Here is an 11,828-nt window from a genome sequence, read left to right as displayed (position 1 = left end):
CCCTATGCTCGGTCCATGTCGCTGACCTCTGCCGCATCGTCGACCGCCGGGCCGCACTCGGTCTCCCTTGCCGCCGGCCCCGGCATCGGGCCCGCCGGGAGGGTGGAGAGTCCGCACTTCTTCTCCGGAACTGTCGTCGACGCCGAACAGTGCGCTCGGGGGATCCTCGCCGTCGCCGACGTGGCGGCCACCAGCTATTACCGGCGGATCGAGTGGAGTTCGTTGGACCCTGTGGTCACCAGCGACGGGGAGCGCCTGCGGTTCGAGTCGTTCTCTGGCTGCGGCGGGGTCTACGCCCGTTTCGACCTGCTGCCAGAGGCCCTGTCCGGAGCGCCCGGCGAGCTGGGGACAACGAACATCGACGTCAACCAGCCCCTGCGACACGCGCTCGCCACGGTGCGCTCGGGCGAGCCGCTTCGGCTCGAGGTGGGCGCTGACTCGCTCAAGGCGTCCACGGTCACCGGGGAGGTCACCGAGCGCAAGGTGAAGCTGCCGGAGCGATGGATCCGCGGGTTCGGGGAGGCCTCGGTCGCGGCCTCCTCCATGAGACTTCGTGCGGAGGTGGGGCCGGCCGATGCGCTCCGGTTCCTCCGGTCACTTCCGCGCGACGGCCGCCGCCTCTGGATCGTCCCCTCGGGTCGGTCGCTGCGGGTCTCCGCCGTCGCCTCGCCAGGCGCGATCCACCTCGACGGCGTCGCCCGCCTGACCGAGCTGCAGCCGCTGCTGCGCTGGGCGACCGCACTGCGGGTCCACGCGCCTGAGTCCCCCGACGCGTCCCCGACAGCGAGCGCATGGGAGCTGGTCCTTCGGTCGGCCCGGCTGACCCTGACCATCTCCCCCGAGGTCCCACGCGGATTCAGCGGGGAAGGGGCTGTCCTGACGGACCTGGCCGCGGGAGACCCGGAGGATGCCGACGCCGTGCTGGAGCAACTCGCATGGACCCCCGGTGCAGCCTCCGACACAGTGGCGTTCGCGCTCGGCTGGGACGAGTCGCGGGTGGTCCGCGCACTCACGCTGCTGGGCACGTCGGGGCGCGTCGGCTTCGATACGGCAGAGAGCACCTACTTCCACCGCGAGCTGCCGTACGACTCGGCAGCGGCTGCGCGTCGGAACCCCCGGCTCGTCGGCGCCCAGCGGCTCGTCGCCGCGGGCGCCGTGACGTGGGAGGGTGATCGTGCTGTCGTCGACTCCGACGGCACGCTCTACCGGCTGCGCCGTCACGGCGATGGATGGGCTTGCACCTGCCCGTGGTGGACCCGCTACGAGGGCCATCGCGGCCCCTGCAAGCATACGCTGGCCGTGGAGCTCACACGATGATCGACCTGCGGCGGCTGGAGGCAGCCCTGCGCAGCGACGATTCCGCCGCTGTCGCCTCGGCGTTCACCGGCGCCTCCGAGGCGGATCGAAAGCAGGTCCGCCCGTTCCTTCGCGCTCTGCAGAAGGAGCGCTCCGAGTACTGGCGCACCGGACGCCGACCGGCGCGACCGGTGGGGGAATTCGCCCTTGACACCGCGCGGCTCGCCACCACGCCGTCGGCGGAGGGTGCGGCGAGCGTGCTGCGCGGGGGCGACCACCCGGTCCGCACTCAGGTCATCCTGGAGCGGCGGGTGAGCTGGCTGCCGAAGCTTCTCGTTCTGCTGACCACCGTGAGCGTGAGCGCCGAGACTGGGCGCGCGGAGGTGCCGTGGCAGGTGGTCGACGCGCTGCTGGACCGCTGCGGCCTCAGCCACCTGGACACGCCGGACTACGCCTTGAACTATCTGCGGAGGCAGGATCCGCGGCTCGACGCCGCGGCGCAGCTCGCCGTCGATCCCGCGCTGCCACACCTGCTGCTGCGCGCCCTTGAGTCGGATCGCCTGCACGACGCAGTCGTGGCCGACTGGGTGAATCCCCACGCCAAGGGCCGGGAGCGGCGCTGGGCCGAGATCGCCGCGGCCTGGGCCGCCTGGGGCGCGCTGGACCGCGCCGAGCTGCACCGTCGGGTGGTCGCCGCCCTGATCCGCGGCGGGATGCAGCCGCACCTGCGCGTTCTGGTGTGGATCCTCGAGGAGTTGGCTCCTGACCCCGCTGAGCTGCGCCCCCTGCTGCGCGACTATCTGGCACTCCTGGACAGTCGGCAGGGATTCGTCGCCGCTCGCGCCCTGCGGTCGGTCCGAGCCATGGACGCGGAGGAGCACCTCGTCGCCGCGACACTCACCGACGCGTGTGCCCGACTGCTGTCCCGCGCGGACACCTCGCTGCCCCAGGCGGCGCTCTCCTGGCTGCGGCTCCTCGCGGCACGGGAGCCGGCAGCCGTCTCGGAGGTCGTTCGAGCGGCCACGGTCGGACTGGGCCACCCCAAGCGGGCCGTCCAGGAAAAGGCTCTCGCGCTCATCGAGCACCTGGGCCCCGTCGACGACGCCTCATCCGCGGAGGTGGCGTGGGCCTTGGAGGGCGTGGACGCGACGGTGCGCGGCGCCACGGTGCGCGCGTCCGACCTGCTCCCGGAGCGGCCGCCGCTCCCCGCCTGCCCGCCTCTTGAACCTGTGACCTCCGGCGATGAGCTGGTGGACCTTGCTCGGCGCATCGCGAGCGTGGAGGGGCGCTTCGGCGACGACGAGCGCCTCCTCAATGGCGTCGCCGCGTTCGGCGCCCGGCTCACCCGGGAGCAGAGGGCGGAGCTCTCGCAGCACCGTCCCGGCTGGGGGCTGACCGATCTCCTCATCGACGGCCTCACCAGACCGGCACCCGGCCTCCTCGGGAGGCTCCTGGGTTCCGTGCCTGGCACGCGACGCAACGGAATCACGCGAGGACAGGGCGAGCGGGCCGACGACGTCCTGGCCGCCGTCCGCGCCGGCACGTCCGCGCCGTTGGTGTCGTTCCCCCGGGACGCCTCCGGCCTGGTCGACCCTGACGCCGTGATCGCGGGCCTCGAGCGTGCGCTGTCCGAGCGGCGCCGGGTCCCCGCCACCGACCTGGAGGTCGCCTGGCTCCGGCTCCCCCTGAATCACTCCGCCGACCTGGCCCCCCGGATCGCGGCTGTGGGCGGCCCCGATGCGGCGTGGCTGTCGGCGCAGCTGGGGCACAAGCTGGAGCCTCCGGTCCTGGCTCTGCAGAACGTCCAGCGGGAACGCGGCGCCGGTGAGGAAGTCCGCCTGAGAGGTTCCTGGCCCGGGGCGAGGAGGCGCGGCGGAAAGGTGCTGGCCAGTTGGGGGGACCTGCCGGCACTGGACAGGTACGACCTGTCGACGCAGCTGCCCGAGGTGGCGCTCTTCCCCACACAGCGGGAGTTGCTCGCCGCGTATCTCCTCCGCACCGTCGCCTTCTGGATGGGGGGACAGACCCCGCTGCTGGCCCTCCTCCCCCACCAGCAGGGGCCGACCGGTCCCGTGACGGCAACGCTGCTCGCCCTGGGAGCGTCGAGCGATCAGATCCCGGCCCGGGCGGGAGCCACCGACGCCACCCTGGGCCTGCTGGCGACGGGGCAGATCACCGGCGACGCGGCGGGCGCCGCCTGGGCGAGGCTCGTCCCCCATCACCAGGTCAAGCTGCCTCGCTGGCACGCACACCTGCGCGACGTGGCGGGCTCCAGCGTCGCCGGAAACGAGTACGTCTGGGACGTGCTCCGGCAGGTGCTCGCGCTCGGGCTCCCCACAGGCCTCGCGAAACGTGCCGGGGCGGCGGATCTGGTGGGCCTGGCCGCGGAGGCTGCGCTGGCCATCGGTGCAGGAGGCGAGGTTCCCGGGCTGGACGAGGTGGCCGAACGCCCGGGTCGAAGCCGGATCGCCACAGAGGCGCGACGCCTGCGCGACGTGCTCCGTGGTGGCACGGGGGCCGGCTAGGAACCGTCCTCGGGGAGGCCCCTCGCGTGGAGGGCTTCGCCTGTGCGCTCCGCGTAGGCGACGGCCCCCACCACGACAGGCGTCAGCAGGAGCATCGTGTTGCGATCGCGACCCCGCGCGCCCGCGGCGTCACGCGCGTCATCGATGGAGCCGATGAGGTACGGCACTGAGCGGATCATCAGGGCGACGGCGAGTGCCACCTGCTGAGGCGGGATCCTCAGCCATCGCAGCGGGGTGAGCGCCCGGCCGAGCGCGTCCATGAGGACCGGCGTCGACGTGGTCAGGGTGAGCATCCGCGCCGCCAGGACCGCCACGAGGATGTTGCCGGACTGCACCACCGCACCGGACGGGTTGAAGGTGACGAGGTGGTACCCGACCATCGCTGCAAGCAGGAACCAGAGCACCCAACCGATGCGCAGAGCACGCGACGGCATCACGCCAGAACTCCACAACAGCCCCAGCACCACCGCCAGAGCGGCGGCCGTCACCCACCATGTGCCGGCAGCCAGCGGAGGGATGGTCACCGCGAGAAGAAGCAGGTACTTGGCCCCCGTGCCGAGCCGGAACAACCAGCCCTCCCCTGGCTCGTAGAGCCCCAGTAAGGACGCGTGCGCGTTCACACCACCACCGCCTCGTAGGCCGCGAGCGCCTCGGCGGGGACTCCGTCGGCCACGACGCGGCCCTCGTGCACCACGATCACCCGGTCCGCATCGGCGGCGATGTCGAGGTCGTGGGTGGAGAAGATGATCTGCTGTTCGAGTCCGGCGAACGTCCGCCTCAGCGCTCGGCGGTTGCGAAGGTCGAGGAGGGTGGTGGGTTCGTCGGCGACGAGGATCGCGGGGTCCACCGCAAGCACGCTGGTGAGCGCGACGAGTTGACGCTCGCCGCCACTGAGGTCGTAGATGCTCTGGTGCGCCAGGTGCCCCAGCCCACGGGCGTCAAGCATCTCCTGCGCGCGGCGGTTCCGCTCGGCCCGACCCCTGATCCGGCCACGGAGGCTGAGCTCGACGTCCTCGATGGGCGTCGACATCAGCAGTTGGGCGAGCGGGTCGGTGAAGACGAAACCGACCCGCGCACGCACCGCCCTGGCCTCCTTGACGGTGTCCAATCCGTCGACGGTGACCGTGCCAACCGTCGGACGCCGGAGGCCGTTGAGGAGACGCAGCAGGGTGGACTTGCCCGATCCGTTGGCGCCGACCAGCGCGATGCGCGGCTCGGCGAGGTCGAGGGTGAGGGGATGGAGGAGCACGCGGTCGGCGTCGCCCCGGCGCACGGCCGGGATGACGACGGTGACCCCGCGCAGGCTGATCATCGGCCGAGCAGCCTCGGGAATGCCTTGTGCACGGCGAACGCGATGACGGCGGCAACGATTCCCTTGAGGATGTCGCCGGGCCAGAAGGCCAGGTCGCTCAGCCAGATCTCGCCGATGGGCTTGCCGACCGCGCGCGCGATGCCCGCCACGCCGAGCGGCCAGATGATCAGCACCCGGGCGGCGAAGACACCGAGGAAGAACAGCACGGGCGTCCACCTGCTCAGACCGCGGCGGACCGCCCACTGGGCGACGAGGCCCACCGCGAACGTCGAGAACAGGAAGGCCACGAGGTAGCCGCCGGTGGGGCCGACCAGCACGGCGAGGCCGGCGCGCCCCCCGGAGAAGACCGGCAGCCCCGCGAGGCCGACGAGCAGGTACAGCCCAACCGCGGCGGCGCCGCGCCAGGCCCCGAGGCAGAGCCCGGCAAGCGCGACGCCGAGCGTCTGCAGCGTGATGGGCACGCCCAGGCTTCCGATCGGGATGGGCGGTGTCAGCGCGAGGGCTGCGATCAGCGCCGCGAAGACGGCGACGTAGGCGAGGTCCGCCGGGGCGAAGCTGCGGACAGTTGGTGCGGTGGTGGCGCTCATGAAGGGCTCCTGTGGTGAGGTGTCGCCCCATCCTGCATCAGAGTTTGAACGTTGTTCAAATCGGCTCACGTCTCGGTCACCTCGCCGGTGGTGAGATTGATGGCCTCGCCGCCCGTATCGGCCACCGCCGCCTTGACGGTGAGCGCGAGCCGGGGTCCGAATCCGGGGACGGCGGCGATCTCGTCGACGCTGGCCTGCCGCAGCTTGCGCAGACTTCCGAAGTACGTGAGGAGCGCTTTGCGGCGCAGCTCGCCCAGGCCCGGAACGTCGTCGAGGACGGATTCGACGACCTGCTTGGCCCGTCGCGACCGGTGGTGGGTGATCGCGAACCTGTGGGCCTCGTCGCGCAGCCTCTGGAGGAGGTAGAGCCCCTCCGACGCCCGGGGCAGGATCACCGGGTACTCCTCCCCCGGCACCCACACCTCCTCGAGCCGCTTGGCCAGGCCGCAGAGCGCGATCTCACCGTCGAGCCCCGCCGCGGCCAGCGCGGCCGCGGCGGCGTTGACCTGCGGGAGGCCGCCGTCGACCACGATCAGCGCCGGAGGATAGGAGAACTTCGCCGCCTCGCCCGTGGTGGCGTCCACCTTGACCTCCGAGGCGCGGTCGTCGACCAGGCGGCGGAGCCTCCGCTGAAGCACCTCGCTGATGGCCGCCACGTCGTTGGAGCCCTCGAAACTCTTGATGATGAACCGCCGGTACTGGCTCGTGCGGGGAAGCCCGTCCTCGAACACCACCATCGAGCCCACCACCTCCTCGCCCATGGTGTGGGAGATGTCGTAGCACTCGATGCGCAGGGGCGGCTCGGACAGCCCGAGGGCGTCGGCGATCTCGTCGAGAGCCATGTTGCGGGTCGTGAGGTCTGAGGCGCGCCGGAGTTTGGCCTGAGCGAGCGCCATCTCCGCGTTCCTCACCGCCGTGTCCAGCAGCGCCCGCCTGTCGCCGCGGAGAGGGACCTTGATGCTGACGCGCGCCCCGCGCCGCGCGCTCAGGTGCTCGACGAGGGTGTCCTCGGCCTCCACGGAGGTGAGGATGTGCGGCGGGATCTCAAGGTCGTCGGTGTAGACCTGCTCGAGGAACACCTCCAGCAGCTCTGTGAGCTCCGTGTCGTCGGCGCGGTCCGCGATCCAGCCGCGCTCCCCCAGGATGCGCCCGTCGACGACGTGGAAGACCTGCACCGCCACCTGCTGCCCGTCGTCGGCGAACCCGACGATGTCCGCACGGGTGCCGTCGGCCAGCACCACCGAGTTCTTCTCCTGCACCCGCTTGAGCGCCCCCAGCGAATCCCGCAGGACCGCCGCCCGCTCGAAGTTGAGCTCGGCGGACGCCGCGTACATGTCGCGCTCGATCCGGCCGATGATGCCACCGGTGTTTCCGCCCATGAAGGAACAGAAGTCCTCCGCCACGGCCCTGTGCTCCTCTGCAGAGACCCGCCCCACGCAGGGCGCCGAACACTTGCCGATGTCTCCCAGCAGGCACGGCCTGCCCGAGGAACGGGCGCGGTTGAACACGCCCTGGGTGCAGGAGCGCATGGGGAAGACGCGCAGGAGAAGGTCCACCGTCTCCCGGATGGCCCAGGCCTGGCCGAAGGGCCCGAAGTAGCGGGTGCCGCGCTTCTTGGCACCGCGGCCCACGAAGACGCGCGGGTACTCGTCGCTCATGGTGACCGCGAGCCACGGGTAGGACTTGTCGTCGCGGTACTTGACGTTGAACCGCGGGTCGAACTGCTGGATCCAGGTGTACTCGAGCTGGAGCGCCTCAAGCTCGTTGGCCACCACGGTCCACTCCACCTTGGCGGCTGTGCGGACCATGGTCTGAGTGCGGAAGTGCAGCGCCGACGGGTCAGCGAAGTACGAGTTGAGGCGTTGGCGCAGGTTCTTGGCCTTGCCAACGTAGATGACATTGCCGAACGCGTCGAAGAATCGGTAGACCCCGGGACCTGTGGGAATGCTGCCCTGTGGGGGGCGATAGCTCGCGGGATCGGCCATGCGCGCAAGTGTAGGTGCGTAGGCTGAGGCCATGACCACGCGGAGAGAGCTGATCGCCGGCGGCGCCGCCATCGCCGCTGCCCTCCTGGCCGGATGTGCGGCGGATGAGACGTCGTCCAGCTCGGCCCCCGCCGACGAGGTGACGGTGGCCAAGGATTCGGTGCCAGTCGGCGGCGGCCTCGTGCTCGACGGCGGGTTCGTCGTCACCCAGCCCGAGGAGGGCTCGTACTTCGCCTTCTCGTCGCGCTGCACGCATCAGGGCTGCACGGTCTCCGACGTGCGCGACGACGGCATCTTCTGCAAGTGCCACGGCTCGCTGTTCGCGCTCCTCGACGGCACTCCGCTTCAGGGCCCGGCCACGGACCCGCTGGTGCGCGCCACCCTCACCGAATCGGGCACCGACCTGATCGTCACCGCCTGACCCGACGCGGCGGACCGGGAATACCCCCGCGCTGTCGGGGTTGGGACGCCCTGCGAGCCGATCGACGGGGTCCGACAGCCTAAATGTCACTTCTGGTGTCGACTACGGCACCACCTCTGACGTTTAGCGGGAGGAAGTTGGAGGCACGAGCGCTGACCGTCACTTCTGGTGTCGACTACCCAGAAGTGACAGCCAGGCGACGGCGACAGCTGCGGGGCACATTGGAAGACGACGCGAGGGTGAAGGACGGCAGCGTTGGCGCCTGCGGTAAGTCTGGCCGCCAGCGCTACAGCGCCGGCGGCCAGATATAGGACAGGCGTCTGGTGGGCGCCTGCGCTGTAGCGCAGGCACCGAGACACGAGCCAGGCGACCAAACGCAAGACAGGCGACCAACTGGCGCCTGCGGTAAGTCTGGCCGCCAGCGCTACAGCGCCGGCGGCCAGATATAGGACAGGCGTCTGGTGGGCGCCTGCGCTGTAGCGCAGGCGCCGAGACATAAGCCAGGCGACTAAACGCAAGACATAAGCCAGGCGACGAGACGGGGACAGCAGGACGGCGGGTGGTGGGGGCCGGGGCAGGTTGGGTGGGCGTTGATGACGGCGCGGCAGCGCGAAGCGCCGCCGCCGGCATCATGGGCGGCCCGGCCCCCACCACCCGCCGTCCAACCCGACCCCGCGCCAACCTCGGGTCCCATCGTTCAATGTCGCGAAGCCCCTCGCGGTTCCTGTTCCTCCAGAACGATGGCCGGGAGCCCTGGGGCATCGAGAGCCGATCTGGAGGAACAGCAACCGCGGGCAGGGCGGGCGCCCCAACCAGATGCGCTGGACGATGGGAACCCAGGGCTCCTCAGGAGCGGTCGAGAAGGGTCTTGAGGAACGTACCGGTGGCGGACCCCTCGGTGACGGCGATCTCCTCAGGGGTCCCCGTCGCGATCACCTGGCCGCCCCGGTTGCCGCCGTCGGGTCCCATGTCGATGACCCAGTCAGCCGACTTGATCACGTCCAGGTTGTGCTCGATCGTCACCACCGTGTTCCCGGCGTCCACCAGCCTCTGTAGGACCGCCAGGAGCCGCCGGATGTCCTCGAAGTGCAGGCCCGTGGTGGGCTCGTCGAGGACGTAGAGGGTCCGCCCGGTTGAGCGCTTCTGCAGCTCGGCGGCCAACTTGACGCGCTGCGCCTCTCCGCCGGAGAGCGTGGTGGCAGGCTGTCCAAGCCGCACGTATCCGAGGCCGACCTCCGTCAGGGTGCGGAGGAACCGCGCGATGGACTGGATGGACTCGAAGAACTCCACCGCCTCGCTGATCGGCATGTCCAGTACTTCGGCGATGGTCTTGCCCTTGTAGTGCACCTCGAGTGTCTCCCGGTTGTACCTGGCGCCGTGGCACACCTCGCACGGCACGTAGACGTCGGGAAGGAAGTTCATCTCGATCTTGATGGTGCCGTCGCCCATGCAGTGCTCGCACCGGCCACCCTTGACGTTGAAGGAGAACCGGCCCGGCTGGTAGCCGCGCACCTTCGCCTCCGGCGTCTGGGAGAAGAGGGTCCGGATCTTGTCGAAGACGCCGGTGTACGTGGCGGGGTTGGACCGCGGGGTGCGACCGATCGGCGACTGGTCCACCTGGATGACCTTGTCGATGTGCTCCAGCCCCTCCAGCGACTTGTGCCGGCCCGGTACCGCCTTCGAGCCGTAGATGGCCTTCGCCGCCGCGGTGTAGAGGATGGAGTTGACCAGCGAGGACTTGCCCGAGCCGGAGACGCCGGTCACGGCGATGAACTGGCCCAGGTTGAAGGCTGCGTCGATGCCGCGCAGGTTGTGCTCGCGGGCGCCCTTGACGACGATCTGGTGTCCGTTTCCGGGGCGCCGCACCGCTGGGACCGGGATGGACAGCCGGCCGGAGAGGTAGGCGCCGGTTCGTGATTCCGGATGGTTGAGGAGGGCCTCGACCGGGCCGGACACGACCACCTCGCCGCCGCCCTCCCCGGCGCCGGGGCCGATGTCGACGGCCCAGTCCGCGGCTCGGATGGTGTCTTCGTCGTGCTCGACGACGATGAGCGTGTTGCCGAGGTCGCGGAGCCTGTGCAGGGTCTCGATGAGGCGCAGGTTGTCGCGCTGGTGGAGGCCGATGCTCGGCTCGTCCAGCACGTAGAGCACCCCGACGAGGCCGGAACCGATCTGGGTGGCCAGCCTGATGCGCTGCGCCTCGCCGCCGGAGAGGGTGCCGGCCGCCCGCGACAGCGTCAGGTAGTCCAGCCCCACGTCGAGCAGGAAGCGGAGCCGGGCGTTGATCTCCTTGACGAGTCGCTCGGCGATGGCGGCGTCGCGCTCGGTGAGTTCCAATGCGGCGAGGAAGCTGGACGCTTCACCGATGGAGAGGCTGGACAGGTCCGCGATGGTGCGGCCGGCCACCGTGACCGCCAGGCTGGAGGGCTTCAGCCGCGCCCCGCCACATGCGGCACAGTTGATCTCCCGCATGTATCCGCCCCAGCGGTCCCGTGCCGAGTCGGTCGCCGCCTCTTCGTGGCGCCTGCGGATGAAGGGAATGACACCCTCATACTTTTGTGAGAAGGACCGCACCCGGCCGAAACGGTTGCGGTAGCTCACCACCACATTGCCCTTGGCGCCGTGCAGGAGGAGCTTCCGCGCCGCCGGCGACAGCTCGCGCCACGGCTCGTCCACCGAGAACCCGTGCTCCTCGGCCAGGGAGCGCAGCACATGCTCGTAGTGTGACTTGATGGTGGGCGTGGTCCAGGGCGCGATGGCACCCTCGGCCACGGACAGGTCGTCGTTGGGGATGAGCAGCTCGGGGTCCGGGTCCAGCAGCGTGCCGAGGCCTGAGCATTCCGGGCAGGCGCCCCATGGCCCGTTGAAGGAGAACTGTCTCGGCTCCAGTTCGTCGATGTTGACATCGTGCTCGTTGGGGCAGCCCATCTTCTCCGAGAAGCGGCGCTCCCGTTCCGGGTCGGTCTCGGGCAGGTCCACGAAGTCGATGGTCACCACTCCGCCGGCCAGGCCCAGCGCGGTCTCCACGGACTCGGTGATGCGCTGCTTGGCGTTGGGCCGCACCACTGCGCGGTCCACCACCACCTCAACGTCGTGCTTGCGGTTCTTGTCGATCGACGGCAGTTCCGTGAGCGGGTATGTCTCACCGTCGATGCGGACCCGGCTGTAACCGTCCCCGACGAGCTGGCGGAACAGCTCGGCATGTTCGCCCTTGCGGCCGCGCACCAGCGGGGCGAGGATCTGGAAGCGGGTCCCCTCGTCCATCGACATCAGCCGGTCCACGATCTGCTGCGGCGTCTGCCGCCCGATCACGGCCCCGCACACCTCGCAGTGGGGTACACCGATCCTGGCGAACAGCAGGCGGAGATAGTCGTAGACCTCCGTGATGGTGCCGACGGTGGAGCGCGGGTTGCGGCTGGTGGACTTCTGGTCGATCGACACCGCGGGTGACAGCCCCTCGATGAAGTCCACGTCCGGCTTGTCCATCTGACCGAGGAACATGCGCGCGTAGGCCGACAGCGATTCGACGTAGCGCCGCTGCCCCTCCGCGAAGATCGTGTCGAAGGCCAGCGAGGACTTGCCGGAGCCGCTCAACCCGGTGAAGACGATCAGAGAGTCCCTCGGCAGCTCGAGGGAGACATTCTTCAGGTTGTGCACGCGGGCACCCCGCACGACGAGCCGATCATTCACGCCCGCCATGGT

Annotated in this window: 8 protein-coding genes; 3 read left to right on the top strand and 5 right to left on the bottom strand. The window is 70.3% G+C overall.

The features are described from left to right. Window positions 1–15 precede the first annotated feature (15 nt). Together ACX1D1_RS07865 and ACX1D1_RS07860 are read left to right on the top strand one after the other, a co-directional pair. A complete protein-coding gene (locus tag ACX1D1_RS07865) occupies window positions 16–1,317 on the top strand; it encodes an SWIM zinc finger family protein (protein WP_182783067.1) in 1,302 nt (433 codons plus the stop codon). Continuing rightward, a complete protein-coding gene (locus ACX1D1_RS07860; RefSeq protein WP_459054225.1) occupies window positions 1,314–3,821 on the top strand; it encodes a thioesterase domain-containing protein in 2,508 nt (835 codons plus the stop codon). The genes ACX1D1_RS07865 and ACX1D1_RS07860 overlap by 4 nt, the downstream gene beginning before the upstream one ends. On the opposite strand, the gene ACX1D1_RS07855 is transcribed toward ACX1D1_RS07860, so the two are convergent. The 4 genes from ACX1D1_RS07855 to uvrC all read right to left on the bottom strand — a co-directional run bounded on the left by ACX1D1_RS07855 (window position 3,818) and on the right by uvrC (window position 7,705). Further along, a complete protein-coding gene (locus ACX1D1_RS07855; RefSeq protein WP_459054224.1) occupies window positions 3,818–4,441 on the bottom strand; it encodes an energy-coupling factor transporter transmembrane component T family protein in 624 nt (207 codons plus the stop codon). The two genes, ACX1D1_RS07860 and ACX1D1_RS07855, sit on opposite strands and share 4 nt — an antisense overlap. Beyond that, window positions 4,438–5,133, bottom strand: coding sequence for an energy-coupling factor ABC transporter ATP-binding protein (locus ACX1D1_RS07850; RefSeq protein ID WP_459054223.1), 696 nt, complete (start codon window positions 5,131–5,133; stop codon window positions 4,438–4,440). The genes ACX1D1_RS07855 and ACX1D1_RS07850 overlap by 4 nt, the downstream gene beginning before the upstream one ends. Continuing rightward, window positions 5,130–5,720 carry a biotin transporter BioY gene (locus ACX1D1_RS07845; RefSeq protein ID WP_182783071.1) on the bottom strand — a complete coding sequence of 197 codons (591 nt, stop codon included), beginning with the start codon at window positions 5,718–5,720 and terminating at the stop codon, window positions 5,130–5,132. Before ACX1D1_RS07845 ends, ACX1D1_RS07850 begins: the two co-directional genes overlap by 4 nt. 65 nt (window positions 5,721–5,785) lie before the next feature. Continuing rightward, on the bottom strand, window positions 5,786–7,705 hold the full coding sequence (gene uvrC / locus ACX1D1_RS07840; RefSeq protein ID WP_182800007.1) for an excinuclease ABC subunit UvrC: 1,920 nt from the start codon (window positions 7,703–7,705) through the stop codon (window positions 5,786–5,788). A 31-nt stretch (window positions 7,706–7,736) separates the two neighbouring features. Here uvrC and ACX1D1_RS07835 point away from each other — a divergent pair, with 31 nt between their 5' ends. Then, complete coding sequence (locus ACX1D1_RS07835; RefSeq protein WP_459054222.1) at window positions 7,737–8,126, top strand: Rieske (2Fe-2S) protein; 390 nt, start codon at window positions 7,737–7,739, stop codon at window positions 8,124–8,126. An 846-nt stretch (window positions 8,127–8,972) separates the two neighbouring features. Here ACX1D1_RS07835 and uvrA read toward each other — a convergent pair. Then, entirely contained in the window at window positions 8,973–11,825 is a 2,853-nt protein-coding gene (gene uvrA, locus ACX1D1_RS07830) for an excinuclease ABC subunit UvrA (RefSeq protein WP_459054221.1), read from the bottom strand. Window positions 11,826–11,828: the final 3 nt, after the last annotated feature.

Source organism: Tessaracoccus luoxuelianae, from assembly GCF_054483915.1.
Note: the sequence above shows the minus strand (reverse complement) of the source record. Positions and strands in the feature narration are given on the sequence as shown.

Excerpts from the sequence above, each read along its gene's own strand:
- uvrA (WP_459054221.1), bottom strand. The coding sequence starts at position 11,825 with ATGGCGGGCGTGAATGATCGGCTCGTCGTGCGGGGTGCCCGCGTGCAC.
- ACX1D1_RS07865 (WP_182783067.1), top strand. The coding sequence starts at position 16 with ATGTCGCTGACCTCTGCCGCATCGTCGACCGCCGGGCCGCACTCGGTC.
- uvrC (WP_182800007.1), bottom strand. The coding sequence starts at position 7,705 with ATGGCCGATCCCGCGAGCTATCGCCCCCCACAGGGCAGCATTCCCACA.
- ACX1D1_RS07845 (WP_182783071.1), bottom strand. The coding sequence starts at position 5,720 with ATGAGCGCCACCACCGCACCAACTGTCCGCAGCTTCGCCCCGGCGGAC.
- ACX1D1_RS07835 (WP_459054222.1), top strand. The coding sequence starts at position 7,737 with ATGACCACGCGGAGAGAGCTGATCGCCGGCGGCGCCGCCATCGCCGCT.
- ACX1D1_RS07860 (WP_459054225.1), top strand. The coding sequence starts at position 1,314 with ATGATCGACCTGCGGCGGCTGGAGGCAGCCCTGCGCAGCGACGATTCC.
- ACX1D1_RS07850 (WP_459054223.1), bottom strand. The coding sequence starts at position 5,133 with ATGATCAGCCTGCGCGGGGTCACCGTCGTCATCCCGGCCGTGCGCCGG.